The organism is Flavivirga eckloniae (assembly GCF_002886045.1).
Taxonomy (GTDB): domain Bacteria; phylum Bacteroidota; class Bacteroidia; order Flavobacteriales; family Flavobacteriaceae; genus Flavivirga; species Flavivirga eckloniae.
Genome location: NZ_CP025791.1, coordinates 1,682,368 through 1,701,657 on the forward strand (window position 1 = coordinate 1,682,368; position 19,290 = coordinate 1,701,657).

Genomic DNA, 19,290 nt, shown 5'->3' on the forward strand with positions numbered 1-19,290 from the left:
ATGAAATCATATCTTTTAAAAACCGGTATTAGAAATTTAGCAAACAAGAAATTTTTGTCTTTAGCAAAAGTTTTAGGGCTTGTGGTTGGATTTACTGTTTTTATATTTTTAACAGTAAAAATTCAATACGAAAACAGCTATGATGCATTTTGGGATGATTCAGAATCGATATACCGCGTCGCATTAAACATAAAATATCAAAATGGAGAGCAAGTACAATCTGCCAGAAACTTTGGAGGATCTTCAGAATTATTAGATTTAGAACGTCCTGAAGTAATAAGCCACTGTAATTTTGGTAAGGATGTCGTTACCATTTTTAATGGTCCGAAACATAAAATACAAGATGTTGATTTTGTGTACAGCGACCCTACTTTTTTCGATGTTTTTAATAGAAAGATTATAAAATCTGAAAGCACAGCTGTGTTAGAAAACATACACGGTGTGGCTATCTCTGAATCATTTGCCAAAAAACTATTTGGAGACGAAGATCCTATAAATAAAGAAATAACAGTAAATGAAGGTTGGAAATTTGTCGTGGATGCCGTTTTTGAGGACATACCAAGTAACAGTCACATGAAAATAGATGTGATAGCAACCTTTAAATCGCTTTTCTATTATTTACACAACTTTGACAATACACGTCAGGTTTTAGTAGACAACCCAAATTACACATTTCGTGAACAAAATCCGTATTTAACAAACAGATGGCAAACACCCGCAGAATATCGTTCATACTGCTATATAAAACTTAAAAAAGGCACCAATATAAAGACTATAGAAGCCGATGTAGACCGCTTGTTAGCTAAAGTGCCTCTACCTCAAAATTTAAAGGATGGGGATATGAATTTTATCTTTCAACCAATAAAGGATATTCATTTAAAATCTAACCTAGATCATGAGCAAGGTATCAATGGAGATACGAAACAAGTCTTTTTTCTATCCATTATTATTCTTGTAGTCTTATTTGTATGCCTAATAAATTTCATCAATTTAAATACTATTACAAGTATGGAAAGTATAAAAAACTATGCCATACGTATATTTAACGGCTCTACTTATACTCAAATATTTCAACTCATGCTGGCAGAAAGTTTTCTGCTTAATATTCTAGCTATAGTTATTTCTATACCTCTTGCCTATATTCTAGTTAGCAAACAGTTGCCTATAAATATTATAAATCCGTCAATATTCTTATACTCAGCTGTTATTGTATTGGCTATAATACTAATTGCTGCTTTCATGCCTTTTTTCTCCGTTGTTAAAAATGGGTTTTCATCTGGATTAAAAATTGGTGGACAAAAAATAAGTCAAAAATGGAAAAGTCAAAAATTACTGGTTACTATGCAATTTTCCATAACCATTATATTAATTGTTTGCACTATAGGAATTTATAAGCAAATGCAGTTTATGACGCATTCAGAGCTAGGATTTAACGGCACTCAGACTCTATTTAGCTTTACACCTATGACCATGAATGGTCGTCCAGATCTTCCTAATAAGTTAAGTGCTTTTAGAAATGAATTAGAGTCATTAAAAGGTATTAAATCTTTTTCTACAAGTTCCAGTATTCCTGGAAAAATGGCACATCGTATAAACAATCAGGTAAAAGCAGCAAACGCTGCCGAGCCCTTTCCGGCATCCTTTAGCGAAATAAGTATCGATGATGCCTATTTAAAAGCCTATGATATTAATTTAATTGCCGGTGAGCGTTTAAGTTTTCAAAACAATTGGAGATCAAACGAGATGTTAATCAATCAAACTGCATTGCAAGCCATGGGTATTTCAAACCCAAAAGAAGCGCTTAACAAATTAATTTTTATAGGAAATAACACTTATAAAATTAAAGGTGTTATAGAAGATTATCATCATGCTTCGTTACGTAATGCTATAAAACCAACTATTTATGTGCAAAATCTAAATTGGGATCATGGCGTAGGGTTTTATTCTTTTCAGCTAAGCTCTAACGATATTTCGGCTACAGTATCCGAAATAACCCAGATCTGGAATACCTTATATCCGAAGGAAGAATTTATCTATAATTTTTCTGATGCCTCCTTTGCTTCCCAATATGAACGTGATCAAAAATTCAATCAAATTTTAACCTATTCGGCATGTCTTGCTTTATTCATTTCATGCCTAGGGTTATTAGGTGTTGCTTTATTTAACACTAAAAAACGTATCAAAGAAATAGGTATTAGAAAAGTTAGTGGTGCTAAAGTGAGTCAGATAATCATGATGCTCAATATGGATTTTCTAAAATGGGTTTTCATCGCTTATATCATAGCTGTTCCTGTTTCTTGGTACGCTATTAACATGTGGTTGCAAGATTTTGCATATAGAACAACCATTAGCTGGTGGATTTTTGGTTTAGCAGGTACTATTTCTATTGCTATTGCCCTAGCTACTGTAAGTTGGCATAGTTTTAAAGCTGCTACTAATAACCCCGTTAAGGCTCTTAAGGACGAATAAATCATCAATATACGCTGAAACAAGTTCAGTACAAAAAACGAATAATCATGATTAGAAACTATTTTAAAATCGCTTGGAGAAACCTCGTTAAAAACAGGGGATTCACATTCATCAATATTTTTGGATTAAGTATTGGTGTTGCAGCTTGTATCTTAATTTCGATTTACATTTCCCATGAAAGCAGTTACGATAAAGATGTATTAAACTCCGAAAACATATACAGAATAACCGGAACGTATATTGAAGACGGACGGTCTGAAACAGGAATTCATTGTTCTGCCAATACAGCCCGAACCATATTAGCAGATTTTGAAGAAGTTGAAAATTCTGGAAGACTAATGGCTAATGGGCTTTTTTACGGAGCTGGAAGTAATGATATACGCTTCGACGGCGAAGACACACAGCATTATGAAGAAGGATTTACTTATGCCGACCCTTCGATGATTGATATTATGGATATCCAAATGGTTTTTGGAAATGCTAAAACTGCACTTTCAGAGCCAAAAACCATTGTTATTTCTGAAACTATGGCCAATAAATACTTTCAGGGTAGCAATCCGGTTGGGAGAGCCATGTATTTAAATGGAAATAATAAGGACCCATATAAGATTACAGGAGTTATGAAACCTTTTGCCAGTAACTCACATTTAAAATATGATTTTTTAATCACGTTATCGGGTGTAGAATTTGGAGAAGGCGAACAAAACAGATGGTTTCAAACTAATTACTTTACCTATCTCGTCTTAAAACCTGGTACAGATGTAGCAAATTTCGAAAAAAAGATGTCGAATAGGCTCATTCATAAATATATAAAACCGGCGCTCCTTTCTGCTGGTTTCTCTATGGGTGACACTTTGGAAGATAAACTCAGTATGTATTTACAACCCCTAACCCATATTAATTTACACTCTGCCCACATTAATTTTGAATCGAGCTCCAGAAACGACATAAAAATTATTTGGATTTTTGGTATCGTGGCATTGTTTATCCTCGTTATTGCAAGTATTAACTTTATAAACCTTTCTACTGCTAAATCGGCCAATAGAGCTAAAGAAGTCGGGTTAAGAAAAGTAGTAGGTTCTACACGTACACAACTTATTGGCCAATTTTTAGCCGAATCCATACTCATTTCGCTAATCGCCTTTATTATAGGTACCGCCTTATCTGTTGTTTTAATGCCGCTTTTTAGAAATATGTCGGGTATCGATTTGGTAATACCATGGTCTAGCTTTGGTTTTATGCCCTCTATTATTTTGTTTGCCCTTGCAGTTGGTGTATTAGCTGGACTTTACCCTTCCTTCTACCTTTCAAACTTTAATCCTATTAATGTGCTTAAAGGTAAACTTAGTTCTGGAAGTAAATCGAGCGGACTAAGAAGTAGCCTGGTTGTTTTTCAATTTACAATATCTATTATTTTAATTATTGGAACATTAATAGTAAACCAACAAATGAATTTTATTTTAAACTCTAAAGTGGGGTTTGAAAAAGATCAGGTGGTTCAAATTTATAGTACCAATATACTCAATAACCGTGTTGAAACCTTTAAAGAAGAACTCAAAAAATTACCAGGGGTAAACAATGTCTCTATTAGCGATTATTTACCTATTGAAGGTACCAAACGAAACGGAACCGGTTTTGTAAACGAGGATAAAGAAGGTATTGATGAAACGGTTAGTGGGCAAGCCTGGGTTATCGATGAAGATTATCTGGAAACCCTGGGTATGAATTTAGTAGCAGGTCGCAACTTTATAGCTGGTCGAAGTTCTGATGAAAAAGCGATCATAATAAATCAAGCCATGGCTGAAGAATTGCGTTTAGAAGCCCCCATCGGGAAACGCATTTCCAGATATGATGATAGTGTTTCTTATGAAATTATTGGCGTAGTTGAAGATTTTAATTTTAATACGATGAAGGAAACCGTACAACCGCTTTGTCTTTTTACTGGTATTAGTCCTACCATTACTTCGGTTAAACTACGTACAACAGACGTAGCTACTACATTGGCATCTATAGAAGCTAAATGGAATGAATTTGTTCCTAATATGGCCTTTCGTTACGAGTTTATGGATGCTTCTTTTGCAAAAATGTATAATAATGTAAGTAGAATAAAAGCCATTTTCACCTCCTTTGCCATACTGGCCATATTGGTAGCCTGTCTGGGATTATTGGCGCTTTCGGCATACATGGTCGAGCAACGTAATAAAGAAATGAGCATTCGAAAAGTACTCGGAGCTTCGGTACAAACCATTTTTAAATTGCTCACAAAAAACTTTTTGGTTTTAGTTATAATAGCATTAATCGTAGCCATTCCTGTTTCTTATTATGTCATGCAAAACTGGTTACAAGACTATCAATACAGAATCGATATGTCTTGGTCGGTATTTTTTGTTGCAGGTATTATAGCTGTTACTATTGCTTTAATAACAGTGAGCTTTCATGCTGTTAAATCTGCTTTAATTAATCCGGCGGAAAGCTTACGATCCGAATAAATCCAATAAAAACGAATAATCATGATTAGAAACTATTTTAAAATCGCATGGCGAAACCTCATAAAAAATAAAGGTTTTTCTCTTATCAACATCGGTGGGCTTGCCTTAGGTATGGCCATTGTTATTCTTATTAGTTTATGGATACATGATGAGATTACTTTTAATCAAAATCATGAAAATCATGACCGCATTGCCCAGGTTTTAGTGCATAAAACAGCCAATGGAAAAAAAAGAACGCGTTATACAATGCCATACCCCATAGGCAACGAACTAAGAAATACGTATGTTGATGATTTCGAATATATTGTAATGAGTTCCTTCCATGGCGATAATATTTTGTCTTTTGGAGATAAAAATATTTCCAAATGGGGCGGATTTATGGAGCCGGATGTTCTTAGAATGCTTTCGTTAAATATGATAAGTGGTAGCTTGGATGGATTAAAAACACCTAATTCTATTGTTATTTCAGAATCTACTGCAAAAGTATTTTTTGGGGAACGCGACCCTATTGGCGAATTAATGACCATAAGCAATCAATTAAATGTACAGGTTACTGGTGTTTACCAAGACATTCCTTTTAATGCAAATTTTAATGAGCTTGAATTTATTGCTCCCTGGGATTTATATGCATCTTCCTTTGAATGGGTAAGGCACGCACGGGAAAATAATTTATGGGAGAATAGTTCCTATCAACTTTTTGTTCAAATTGCCGAGGGAACCACTATGAACGCGGTAAGCTCTAAAATTAAAAATGTAGTATACGATAATCTATCTGAATATAGTAAAAAAAGCCAACCGGAACTCTTTTTGTTTCCAATGAAAGATTGGCACTTACGATCTGATTGGAAAGACGGCATTAACGTTGGAGGATTTATTCAATACGTATGGTTGTTTGGTATTATTGGTGCCTTTGTTCTATTACTGGCATGCATTAATTTTATGAATTTAAGCACCGCACAATCTCAAAAACGTGCTAAAGAAGTAGGTATTCTAAAATCGATTGGTTCTAATAAAAAACAGCTTATCAGTCAGTTTTTAAGCGAGTCGTTTTTGGTTGTCTTTATGGCTTTTTGTTTAGCTATATTGCTCGTTTTCTTAACCATACCGAGTTTTAATCAATTAGCAGACAAACAAATAGTATTTCCTTATTCGAGCATTTTCTTTTGGTTAGTAAGTGCTGGATTCATTATAATAACAGGTCTATTAGCCGGAAGCTATCCAGCCCTTTATTTATCATCATTTCAACCTGTAAAAGTTTTAAAAGGCTCCTTTAAAACAAGTTATTCCGCTATATTTTCCAGAAAAACTCTGGTTGTTGTTCAATTTACGGTATCTATCATATTAATTGTTGGAACCCTAGTTATTGAAAAACAAATTGATCATTCAAAAAACCGCCCTCTTGGATATGAAAAGAACGGATTGGTTATGATTGAAAAAGTTACCCAAGACTATGAAGGTAAATATAATGCACTTCGAAACGAACTTATAAGCAGTAATGCCGTGATAGAGATGTCTGAATCTTCAAGCCCATTAACGGGATCATGGAGCAGTAGCGGCGGTTTTGAATGGGCGGGAAAATCACCTGATTTTATTCCTAATATAAATACTATTTGTATTGGGCATGATTACGGTAAAACCATTAACTGGGAACTTGTTGAAGGACGCGACTTTTCCAGAGAGTTTTCAACAGATTCAACAGCTTTTATATTTAATGAAACTGCCATTAAATACATGGGAATCGAAAATGCTATTGGGAAAATTGTTAGATGGGGCAATAAGGAACATAAAATTATTGGTGTTGTAAAAGACATTCTTTCCCAATCTCCTTTTGAGCCGGTGAAGCCATCTGTTTATATGATAAAATATACGAATACAAACTGGATAAACTTAAAATTAGATCCTGAAAAAAGTGCCGGAGCCTCTATAGCACTAATAGAAACCGTTCTAAAAAAACATGCTCCTAATGTACCTTTTGAATATCAATTCGTAGATGATGCCTTTGCCAAGAAATTTGTTGCTGTAGAGCGCATTAGAAAGTTATCTGCCATATTTGCCTTTTTCGCCATCTTTATAAGTTGTTTAGGGCTTTTTGGATTGGCTTCGTTTATGGCAGAACAGCGTACCAAAGAAATTGGTATTCGAAAAGTAATTGGTGCTTCTGTTTTTAATTTATGGCAGCTTCTATCTAAAGATTTTTTAAAACTGGTTATGATTTCTTGTGGTATCGCTATACCTATAGCTTATTATGCCATGTCTAACTGGTTAAACAATTACGAATACCAAACAAATATTTCCTGGTGGGTGTTTGCCATTGCTGGTATGGGAGCGCTCATAATTACAATATTAACAGTGAGTTTTCAAGCTATAAAAGCAGCAATTTCTAATCCCATAAAAAGTTTAAAAACAGAATAGAAGCCTAGAAGTAACCCCAATCATAAAAATTATCAATTATGTTAAAAAACTATTTCAAAATCGCTTGGCGAAACCTTATTAAAGACAAAACATTTACCGTACTAAATATTACAGGTCTTTCAATAGCTTTTAGTGTGGCTATACTCCTGGCAATGGCTGGTTTTTTTGATTTATCGTATGATAAATTCCATGCAAACTTAGATAATCTTTACAAAGTATATTCCATTCAACAAACCCCAAAAGGTCCGGAAGCGAGTACAAGCCATCCTGCTCCTTTGTTAGAAGCCCTAAAAGCAGAAGTATTAGGTGTTGAAAAAGCATCCAGGTTTTTAGAAGATGAGGCCATTGTATCTTTTGGTGAAAAGGAAATCAATATGGATGCCGTATGGGTAGATCCTGATTTTTTCAGCATGTTTACCTTTCCAATACTTAAAGGGGAAATGAATAATCCTTTAGAAAAACGCTCATCTATTGTAATCACGGAAAGTAGTGCCAAAAAACTATTTGGTAGCTCAGATCCTATCGGGCAAACCGTTCAAATAATGATAAATGGTAAGGATCAACCTTTTACCATAAATTCTATTGTGGCAGATAACCTACCACAAAGTACTTTAGAGTTTGAATTGGCTATTCCTTTTGAAAATGAGGCAGAATACCAATATAACAAAGATGCCTGGGACTCTAGTTACCATAATGTTTATGTGCAGCTGGCCAATGGCGTTTTACCCGAACAGTTTGAAAAAGCGACCCGATCTCTTGTAGATCGAAATCTTCTGGAACAAATTGAAAACGCTAAGCGAGATGGCGCTCAGACTAATACAGATGGACGGTTTTATAAATACAATATTTTACCTTTTATCGATGTAAAATTTACCAAATTTAGAGATGGCTATGCCAAAGTAAGCAGAAGTACACCATACTTGGTTTTAGGCATTGCTTTTTTGATTCTATTTATTGCCTGTGTGAACTTTATTAACATGAGTATTGCAAAAAGCGGGCAACGCCTTAAGGAGATAGGCATGCGTAAAACATTGGGAGCAAAAAGAAAACAATTATTTCTTCAATTTTGGAGTGAGAGTCTTTTTATTTTTACGATTTCTATTGTGCTAGGCTTGGTATTGAGTGTTTTATTAATTGATCAATTTAAAACCATTTTTAGAACGGCGGTGTCTTTTAATTTAGTAATGTCCCCTATAATTATCCTCTCCTTTTTTACTGCTGTTTTATTCATTACAATATTGGTAGGTGGTTACCCTGCGGTATTGCTTAGTAGGTTAGGGACTATTCAATCCCTAAAAGGAAAACTCGATAATTCCGGAAAAAACAGGGTTCGGAATGTACTCATTATAACACAATTTAGCATTGCAATTTTATTAATAAGTGGTACATTAGTACTAAGGGGGCAATTAGACTTTATGAGAAATAAAGATCTAGGTTTTAATAAAGAACAGGTACTTTCCTTTCCACTAGATGGAAAAAAAGATAGTTACAATGCGCTTGAGTTATTACGAAATGAACTAGCAGATAATCCTGATATTTTAAAAATAACGGGAGCAGACAATAATTTAGGCCTTGGTAGAGACGGTAGTGCTTCTTCTAGCATATATGGCTTTGAATATAAGGGCAGGGGGATAAACACAAACTATTTAGTAGTAGACTATGACTACGTTGAAACCTTAGACCTGGAAGTGATAAAAGGCAGAAACTTTAAAAGAGGTTTTGCCAATGATAGTTTAAGTGTAGTTATCAACGAAACAATGGCTAAAGAGTTTGGAGAAGAGAACCCTTTAACCGCCTATGTTAATGCCGAAGATAGTGTGAAATACCCAGTAATTGGAGTTGTAAAAGATTATCATTTTGAAAAATTAGACAAGTCTATCCAACCCATAACTATGTTTTTAAACAACAACGAGGATTTGTACTATGCTTATGTTAAAGTAACCCCTTATAACATGTCAAAATCTTATGATGCTATAGAAAAGGCTTGGGCCAAGATAGAGCCTAACGCTATCTTTTTAGGTTCTTTTTTGGATGAAAATATCAACAGGACTTTTAGAAAAGAGGAAAAGATGACCAAAATGATTACCACAGGGTCTATCATAGCTATAGTGTTAAGTTGCATTGGTCTTTTTGCTATTTCTTTATTAATCGTTGCCCAACGCACCAAAGAAGTCGGGGTACGAAAAGTAATAGGTGCTAGTATAGCTAACATTACTTTTTTATTGACCAAAGATCTCTTAAAGTTAGTTGGTATTTCATTTTTAATAGCTACTCCTTTTGCTTGGTGGTTTATGAGGGAATGGTTGCAAAACTATCCTTTTAAAATCGACTTAAGTATATGGTTCTTTATAGCATCTGGACTATTGGCTACTTTGATCGCTTTACTAACCGTAGGAGTTAGAACCTTAAAAGCTGCTGCTCAAAATCCAGCGAAAAGTTTAAAAACAGAATAGTAATTGAGGCGTACTTTATAAATTATAAAAATCATCAATTATGTTCAAAAATCATTTAAAAATTGCTTTTAGATCTATTATAAGGCATAAAAAACATACGATAATCAACATTTTTGGGTTGTCCATAGCCATGGCCAGTTTTATTTTTATTTTGTATTTGCAGGAGCGACTGCACTCTTTATCGCTTTCTTAACTGTTGGAGTCAAAATATATAAAACCTCAACTACAAACCCAATAGAACACCTTAAGAATGAGTAGATATAAATTTTATAAGAACTATTTTTAAGTGTAATATTATCGAACAGGATTGTATCGTTTCCGTACACCTAAAAAAAACAAAACCACATAACACCTTAACTTACAGCAAATTAAACAATGGCATAGTATTGCATACTTATTAAACACAAACAGTAATCTGAAAAAATATAAAATGATATTACAACTTAAAGGCCTATTTAAATGGGTAAACTCAGGAGGACATAGAATTTTCTTATTAAATGATATTGATCTTACTATTGAAGAAGGTGAATTTATATCTATCATGGGACCATCAGGATCTGGAAAAACAACTCTACTCAATGTTATTGGAATGTTAGACGGCTTCAATGAAGGTATGTATGAGTTTCTTGAAGAACCTGTGCATGAACTAAAAGAAAAACACCGTGCTAATTTATATAAAGAATACATTGGTTTTGTATTTCAATCCTATCATTTAATAGATGAATTAACAGTATATGAGAATATAGAAACACCTTTGTTATACAAAAAGTATAGTTCTTCCGAACGAAAAGCAGCCGTTGCCGAGATTCTGGATCGCTTTAATATTGTTGGTAAAAAGGACCTCTTTCCTTCACAGCTTAGTGGCGGACAACAACAACTAGTGGGCATTGCACGTGCACTGATTTCGAATCCCAAACTTATTCTTGCTGATGAACCAACTGGTAACCTGAATTCTAAACAAAGCACAGAAATCATGGAACTCTTCAAGGAATTAAATGATGAGGGTGTTACCATTATTCAAGTAACACACTCTGAATCCAATGCTGCCTACGGATCGAGAATTATCAATTTATTGGATGGTAGAATTGTTTAGAACCTACTATCAAAACAAATAGTTATGAGTAAAAAAATAATAGCTTTAATTGGGTTTTTAGTGCTTACTTCTGGCATTGGTTTTTCTCAAGATGCTAAAACAATACTAACTTTAAACGACTGTATAGAAATTGCACTTAACAATAATTTGGATCTAAAAAGGTCGAAGTTAAATGCGGAATCTTCAACTGTAAATTATAAGCAATCCAGAGCCAACATACTTCCGAATTTGAATGCGAATTACGACTTAGGGCTTAATGACGGGCGTAGTATTGATCCTTTCACAAATGATATCATCAATCAGCAACTTACATTTTCTAATGCGGGATTAAATCTAAATGCAACCATATTTAATGGTTTTAGAATATTAAACACCATCAAACAAAACCGATTTAATTTACAGGCCTCGGAAATGGAAATTGAAGAAACTAAGCAAAACTTAGTTTTAGAGGTCTCACTGCGCTATATACAAATATTAAATAGCAGGGACGCATGGGAAATTTCAAAATCAAGGTTGGAAACCACCAAAAAACAGTTAGAAAGACTTCGAGTTCGTTATAATGAAGAAATTGGTAATCCTGCTGAATATACCGATATGCAAGGGCAATATACCAATGATCAAGTAGGAATTATAAATGCTGAAAACAGTTTTAATCTAGCGGTTTCTGAACTGCTTAGGCTTTTAAATTTAGATACGCATTCTGAAAAAACATTTGAAAGTATTTTTGGATTAGTAAGTTCTGAAAAATATCCATTTTCGGCAGATTTAGTCTATAATAATGCTTTAGAAAATTTAGCTACTTTTAAATCTAAACAACTTAGAATAGATGCTGCAAATTCGGGTATTAAGGTTGCAAGGTCTAATTACTTCCCTGAGGTATCAGTTTTTAGTAGACTAAACACTAATTATTCCAGTCTGGCCAAGACATTTACCGAAACTGGGACGGTTACTAATGAGACTGGGGATTTTGTAAATATTGCTAATCAAGAGTATCCTGTAATGCGAAATGAAAGCGTATTTGAAAGTCATAAAATTGGTTATGAAGATCAATTCAATAACAACCTCAGTTCTGTTATCGGAGTTTCTGTTCGTGTACCCTTGTTTAATGGATTTCGAGCCAAAAACCAGGTATCACTACAAAAAATAGCCTTAGAAGACACTAAAGTTGAATTGGAAAACACCAAACTACTTTTTAAACAATCTATAGAACAGGCTTATAATAATATGGAGGCTGCTTACGAACGTTATCAGGTTTTATTGGATCAGGTAATTGCTTTTGAAGAATCATTTCGAATCAACGAAGTTCGGTTTAATAACGGCGTATCTAATATCGTGGAGTATTTAACTAGCAAAAATAATTTGGATAGTGCCAAACTAAATTTGAATCAAACGAAATATGAATACTTATTGCGAATCAAGATTTTAGATTATTACAGAGGTATATAACCGTTTAATAAAAAAGAGGGGGTCTAAAAAGTGTCATTCAGAACACCCGCCTGCCGGACGGGCAGGTAGTGAACCTGCCGGCAGGCAGGGAATCTCAAAAAAATTAAACACCTGTTTATTAAAGTGTTGAGATTTTTCGACTTTAGTTTATGCTGAGCATAGCCGAAGTACTCAAAATGACAATTCAAGAACTTTTTAGACCCCCTCTTACTAAAATAAATCAAATATGTTTTATAATTATTTTATAAAAGATATAATCTTCAAAAAACAGCTAAATAGTGTGCTATGTTTCGATTAATCAAAGATATATACCCATATTGAAACCGAGGTGCATTTATTGTTCAGATGTGAGTATGGTTTTTTTAATTTTCGGATGCCCTATATGCTATAGTTTATCCTGTAAACAAACATTCAAAGCTTCTTAAAGCATTAAACATTCAACTTTCATTTTTAAAAAATTTGGAATACTATATAATTATACATATGTTTGTACTGATTAGTACAGTTAAATGAAAAAACACAATAAAGAAGACGTTATAAAAGTGGGTCAAAACCTATTTAAAACAGTAGGCTACCATAATACAGGTACCGAAGAAATACTTCAGGAATCAAATTATCCAAGAAGTTCATTTTACTATAATTTTAAAAGTAAAGAGCAGTTTGCCGAACATGTTCTGGAATATTATGGCAACAATTCTGCAAAACTTTATAGTAGTATTCTGGAAGATCAAAATGTAAAAAGCCCATTGAAACGCTTTGAATTGTTCGCCATTATAATAACCGACATGGCTGAAAAAAACAATTTCAAATCTGAATGCTTAATACAAAAGTTTTCGGTTGAATGTGCCGGGAATAATGAAAATTTAAGGGATGCCTCTCAAAAGCAATTAGAAAAACTTTTACTAATATTTAAAAATTGCCTTGAAGAAGGCCAACATAAAGAAGAAATTAGAACAGATCTGGATACTCTAGACATGGCTAAATTTATTCATGCCCAATTATATGGAGGGTTCCTCCTATCAAGGCTTCAAAATGATATATCTGTTTTAAAAAACAACATGACATATGTTTTAGAATATATTAAAGCATAAAAAATTTATCTAATTACTGTATAGATCAGTTCATTCAAAAACTAAAATTATGAAAACAATTAAACTAACAACAATCTTAATTATTTGTGTTCTATTACTTCAAAGCTGTATGGCAGACATGCGAACGAAGATGATTAAAAGAGATGGTATTTCTCAATTGAATACGGTTAAAGGTGAAAATTTACTTAAAGAGACCTGGAAAAAACATGGTTTCGAAAACCTGAACAGCCATAAGGTCTACTCTTTTACTGCAAACGATACTTGGAAGGGGCTTATGGGAAGAATGGGGAAACCCTGGCCGGAAGCCAAGTCTAAATTAAAGCTAAAATATGCTATAAATACTTTTGATAGTCAGGTGGAATTTTTAAACGGCAAAAAGGAAAACACTTTAGCAGGTTTACAAAGCTGGCAATATTATGAAAAAACCCCAGAATCGGATATTGGGTTTACAACATACAATAAACGTATTGCTTTTGGTCTTTCGGCCTATCATTATTTTTTCGAAATGCTGGACCGTCTAAAAAATGCTCCTATTATCTCTTACGCAGGTGAAAAAACATTTAATAGCAAACAATACCATTTAATTTTTGTTACATGGAAAGATGCCAAACCACATATGCAACACGATCAGTACCTGTTATGGATAAATGCCGAAACCCAACTTTTAGAATATGCCGTATATTCTCTAAGAGATAATTATTTAAAAATACCCGGATATAAAGCATTTTATGGATCTATAAAATTTAGCGACTACAAAAGCGTCGATGGTATCTTAATTCCGCACAAACAAATCGTGTTTTTAAACCAACCCAGCAGAAAAGATAAGAGCCACCTTCATCAATTAATTGTAGAGGATTTTAAATTCGACGATTTTGATATTAGCGAGTTATATCCAAGTTCGGACATAGCAAAAATTGGAGATAAAAAACTACACTAAAAAATAATACTAACACTAGATTAATTTCGTTAACCCTTTATTAATGATTAACCCCCCAAATTATAATACTATGAATAAATTATTAAAATGGCCTATCGTGATATGTTTGATATTATTAACGGCTTGTAGCTCGGATGACAAACCTCAAGACCCTGATAATGGCAATGATCCCGATACCGAAAACCCTGACACAGAAAATCCGGAAAGTAAAATTAAAACGGTGCTAAAAGCCAGTAGAATTAGTGGTCCCGCTCCATTGGCAGTTCAATTTAGTACCTTAGGAACTTCTCACGAGAATAACGAGTTGGATACCTTTAGAGAATTAGGATATCACTTTACATTTGGTGATCCCGCGAGCGGCGTGTGGAAGTTTAGTAACAAATCTAAAAATTCGCAAATTGGCGGCCCCATTGCCTCTCATGTATTTGAATCGAGCGGTGTATACCTCGTTAAAGTGAGAGCTCAAGATAGTGATGGAAACTTTAGTGATGCGTCGATTGAAATTTCGGTAACCGATCCCGATAATGTTTACACCGCTGAGAATACGGTAATAATAAGTAAAACCTCTAATGTTTCTGGCGCTCCAAATGGTGCTCTCGAATTAACAAACCAATCCAAGTGGCCTCAATGGGAGTCTGGCAAACGTTATTTACTAATGTCTGGTCAAGATTTTACTTCATTTGGACCAATAAACCTAAAAAAGGTTCAAGATGTACAGGTTGGTAAAAACGGTACTGGTTCTAATCCTATCGTGGATGAAATTAATATTGAAAGAGGAAGACCTTCTACTACTAATTGGGCTTCTCGTGTGGTTGTTTCAGATTTAAACTCTAAAGCCATAAATATCCCTAATACCTCAGAGGATATTTATATTATTAGAGGAACAAATACCAGCTTTTATGTAGGTAATACGATTGAGCATTATGTTAAGAGTGGTTCTGCAAATGAATCTGATAGCATGCGCTTTCCAAAGAATATATTTATGTATGAAGCAACCAATACTTCGCCTACAACAGGTTTTAACTCCTATGTATTATCGAAAGGTTTTAGTATGATGGGTACAGAATTGGCTAATCCTTCACAACATAATATAAGACCAAAATATACTGTTAACACTTTTATTGGTCATAATTATTTTTACAATGCTGGGCCTACTCATCATAATATTAAACTGCACAGTGATGGTGTAATACTAAATGAAGATGAAACATTGGCCAAAAATGGTTTGGAAGGTGCAAGTCGTTGGATTGTTGTTGCTAATAACACCTTTGGTGACGGCACTGTTCAAAAAAACCCATGGTCTGTTACATTCGATCCTCAAAACTCTTCGAGTGCAGAAGGAGTACATGATGTTATTGTAGAAAATAATATTTTCAAGTCCGACTTTTTAGTTGAAACTATTTTAGGGGGACGTAACCTTACCGAAAGAGGAAATTCAAGTTCTGGAGAGTATAAAACGGTAACAGGTCAAAATGTAAATTCATTACCAGAAACATGGGATGGGCCTTATTATTTAGATGCTCAATTAATACTACCTGATGCTCCTAACTAATGATTAATTAACAAATATTATTCATTTAATAAGACCTGTCAGGTTTTAAAACCTGATAGGTCTTGAAAACAAAATTAAGAAGGTCGTTTCACAATAAGTACAATGATTTTTGAGTCAGTTTTTTTTACTTGCTAAAAACTTAAGCTTTATTTAATGCGGACTTCTTTTTTAAATGAAGCACAGGTAAATAGAAAAATATTCCTATTAATGAAAATAGCAATCCGCCTATGGATCCAACCGCAAAAGAAAACCAAAATACTTCGTTCTGACCTCCCCAAATAAAGGGAATTAAACCGACCATAGTAGAAACTATGGTTAATATAACTGGAATGATTTTATAGTTAAAAGCTTTAAAATATAATGATTGCGTGTTTCTTCTTGGATATTGTTTTTTTAAGTTATTGTAATCGTTAATTATATACAATGCAGAGTTTACACTAATTCCGCATAGTAGAATAAATGCGGCATAACCTCCTTGGTCAAAATTAAAATCAAAAAGGTAAAAGGTTAAAAACACACCTATAAATGATATGGGAATCATACTTATAATAACTAAAGGTTGTCTTAATGACTCTAGCAGTATGGCACATATAAAGAAGATAATAAAGATGACCACAAATAAATAGTAGTATTGTTGTTTATCCTTCTTATTCCATCGATTATAGGACGCTTCTAGTACACGATATCCTATTGGAAGCTTTGTCTCTAGTTTTTCCACATGGCGTTCTCTTACTTTTTTTGCCAAGGGTGGCGTTCCCAAAAAATTGTAAGCAACCGCTAATCGATACTGCTGATTAATTTTTTTAATAACATTACCCGTTTTCTTTTTTTCGATAGATGCTAATTGGTTTAATTTATACTGATTGCCATGAATACTAATTGGTGTATGTCTTAAATCCCAAACATTAAACTTCTGATAATTATTTGAAACCAATTTTACTTGCTGTAATTCGTGATCTTTAACAATTGAGGTTAGTGTTCCTGAATGTACTTGATTTTTTAAATAACCATATAATTGATTTTGAGAAACACCTGTCATCGCCAGTCGTTGCTCATCAAAATCAAGGTAATATTCATTTAATGTAGTATTACCCCATCCCCCACTGGTTATCTCTACGTCCTTAACTCTTGACGATGATTCGTTTATAAGTTGTTCCTTTAGCAACTCTGCATAGCTATATAGATTATCGTAATTATAGCCTTCTAATTCTATTCTATTGCTTTTATAACCTGTTCCTAAAGCATTAGAAAAACCACGCCCAACGCCAGTAACAGACCAATCCAGACCGCCAAGACTAATTGCTTTAGATTCCAGCATACTTTTTAATGTATAAGGAAAAGAGCTGAACTCGAACTCATCTTTAAAATAAATAGAGATATTTGAGTTTTTATAACTATTAATTCGAGTTTCATAAAGTGCCACTTCTTTAAACCGCCCTATATAGTTTTCCATTTTTTGAATAACCTCATTAAGCTGTTTAATGGTACAACCGTCTGGCATACGTCCTGTTACTCTTAGCGTAGTACGTTCTGGTTCATTATAGTATGAGTTTTCAAAAACGTCTTCGGTAAATAGTCGTAAAGAACCTCCAAGAACCTTTTCTAAAGTAGGTTTTATTTCATTATAAAACCATTCTGTTCCCAAAGTATCATTATATGTTTTGGTAAAGAAACCATCACCTTCCATCTCTCTTGGCAATAAATGTATTGGTAACCCAAACCCTAAAATAAAAAGAAGTATAAATCCCCATTTAAATTGAGGTTTGCGCATCCACATTATCGTATTAGCGTAATGTTTGGTAAATTTATAAATACGTCGCTTACGCTTTCTGGAAAACTTAATCCGCTTATTTCTTAACTTCATTTTTTCCAATAAAGCAGGTATATAATACAAAGAAATAAATAGAGACACACCAATATTAATAGCAATAACTAAAGCAAAATCCCATAAATTAATACGTTGCTTTTCTTCTAATAGAAAAATGACTACTAAGGCACCAATCGTAGTTAAAGTTGCAGCCAAAATAGCTAAAAAAGCTTTTTTATTGCCTTTGTTCCTTAAATGGTCAATCATAATAATACTATTATCTATGATGATTCCAAAGGAAATCGTAATGCCTGCAAAAGAATATAGTTGAAGCTCAATTTTAAATATATAGTAAAAAATAACAGCTATTAGCAGATTGGTTACAATACTTAAAAATAATATAGCAGAGTATTTAAAACTCCTGTTAATCAATACAATTAAGACCAATAAAATTAAAAAGGAAAAAAGGGTTCTGGTTTTTATTTTCTGTAATTCCTCAACTATATATTCTGTAGTATCTTGTGTTAATTTTATAGCATATCCGCTAGAAATATCTTTTTTTATAGTTTCAACAATACGCTTAACCCTTTTTACTAATTCAATAGTATTAACTCCCTTTTCTGCATAAACCACCATATTAACTGTATTGAGTCCATTAACTCTATAATAAGCTCTTACAGCCCCCTCTTTATACCTTACGCTTGCTAAATCATCAAGATAGATTATTCTGCTTTTTATTTTCTTTATAGGAATCTTTCCCCATACTATATCGCCTTCTGGCTTTTGTACTAAAACTAAAGATATTTCATGAACAGCATCGCTATGTTGAGAAACTAAAGCCCCATGCCCTAATTCATGTTTTTGAAGGTATTGATTAATCCCAGATTGAATATCGTTTACAGATATACTTAGCTGTGCTAATTTTTTTGAGTCGTATTCTATAACCCACTCAAATGGTGCTGCTCCGTAAACATTAATTTGATTAACACCTTTTATAGTTGCAAGTTTGGGTGTTATGTTATTTTCTGTAAACTTTTTTATATAATAAGCACTTTCGTTGGCATTGATGCTATAAGACAAAATCGGTTTTTTGTTTTCATTAGCACCACTTAATGATAATTGTGGATAGCTAACACCTTCTGGTAATTCGGAATAACTCTGGCGGATTAAACTTGCTACTTCAAAACGCGTAGCATCCATGTCTGCATTTTTCTTAAAATCTATAGAAATAGTACCGCTTCCTTTGTTAGATTTAGAGCTTATTTTTTTTACTCCTTTTATTGTGTTAAATACGCCTTCTAATTTAGAAGTTACCTCTTGCTCTATCACTTTTGAAGAAACATCCTGCCAATTAAAATCTACATGTAAAGACGGATTCGCTTTTGTTGGGGTTAATTGAACACTTAATAATGGGATTAAACTAGCTCCTATTATAGCCAAACACAGAAAGATAGTAAGAATGGAGAAGGATGTTAGTTTAGACCTCATGTTTATTTACAATAACTACTCATTTAATATTTTTTAGCTTAGATAATGATCTA

At 33.5% G+C, this 19,290-nt stretch carries 10 protein-coding genes; 9 read left to right on the plus strand and 1 reads right to left on the minus strand.

Annotated elements, in window-relative coordinates; genetic code table 11:
- From C1H87_RS07080 to C1H87_RS07120, 9 genes are all read left to right on the plus strand, one after another.
- A complete protein-coding gene (locus C1H87_RS07080; protein ID WP_102755139.1) occupies positions 1 to 2,469 on the plus strand; it encodes an ABC transporter permease in 2,469 nt (822 codons plus the stop codon).
- Positions 2,470 to 2,516: 47 nt separating this feature from the next.
- On the plus strand, positions 2,517 to 4,958 hold the full coding sequence (locus C1H87_RS07085; RefSeq protein WP_102755140.1) for an ABC transporter permease: 2,442 nt from the start codon (positions 2,517 to 2,519) through the stop codon (positions 4,956 to 4,958).
- Positions 4,959 to 4,979: 21 nt separating this feature from the next.
- Positions 4,980 to 7,370 carry an ABC transporter permease gene (locus C1H87_RS07090; RefSeq protein WP_102755141.1) on the plus strand — a complete coding sequence of 797 codons (2,391 nt, stop codon included), beginning with the start codon at positions 4,980 to 4,982 and terminating at the stop codon, positions 7,368 to 7,370.
- Between the two features lie 38 nt (positions 7,371 to 7,408).
- Positions 7,409 to 9,823: an ABC transporter permease gene (locus C1H87_RS07095; protein ID WP_102755142.1), complete on the plus strand. Its 2,415-nt coding sequence runs from the start codon at positions 7,409 to 7,411 to the stop codon at positions 9,821 to 9,823.
- Between the two features lie 430 nt (positions 9,824 to 10,253).
- On the plus strand, positions 10,254 to 10,916 hold the full coding sequence (locus tag C1H87_RS07100) for an ABC transporter ATP-binding protein (protein WP_102755143.1): 663 nt from the start codon (positions 10,254 to 10,256) through the stop codon (positions 10,914 to 10,916).
- Positions 10,917 to 10,940: 24 nt separating this feature from the next.
- On the plus strand, positions 10,941 to 12,362 hold the full coding sequence (locus C1H87_RS07105; protein ID WP_102755144.1) for a TolC family protein: 1,422 nt from the start codon (positions 10,941 to 10,943) through the stop codon (positions 12,360 to 12,362).
- Positions 12,363 to 12,871: 509 nt separating this feature from the next.
- Entirely contained in the window at positions 12,872 to 13,453 is a 582-nt protein-coding gene (locus tag C1H87_RS07110; RefSeq protein WP_102755145.1) for a TetR/AcrR family transcriptional regulator, read from the plus strand.
- A gap of 49 nt (positions 13,454 to 13,502) precedes the next feature.
- Positions 13,503 to 14,390 (plus strand): DUF6503 family protein, encoded by an 888-nt coding sequence (locus C1H87_RS07115; protein WP_158655146.1) that lies wholly within the window; start codon positions 13,503 to 13,505, stop codon positions 14,388 to 14,390.
- A gap of 70 nt (positions 14,391 to 14,460) precedes the next feature.
- Positions 14,461 to 15,942: a PKD domain-containing protein gene (locus tag C1H87_RS07120; protein ID WP_158655147.1), complete on the plus strand. Its 1,482-nt coding sequence runs from the start codon at positions 14,461 to 14,463 to the stop codon at positions 15,940 to 15,942.
- Positions 15,943 to 16,081: 139 nt separating this feature from the next.
- Here the strand turns inward: C1H87_RS07120 and C1H87_RS07125 are convergent, their stop codons facing one another.
- Complete coding sequence (locus C1H87_RS07125) at positions 16,082 to 19,237, minus strand: efflux RND transporter permease subunit (RefSeq protein ID WP_102755148.1); 3,156 nt, start codon at positions 19,235 to 19,237, stop codon at positions 16,082 to 16,084.
- Between the last annotated feature and the right edge of the window lie 53 nt (positions 19,238 to 19,290).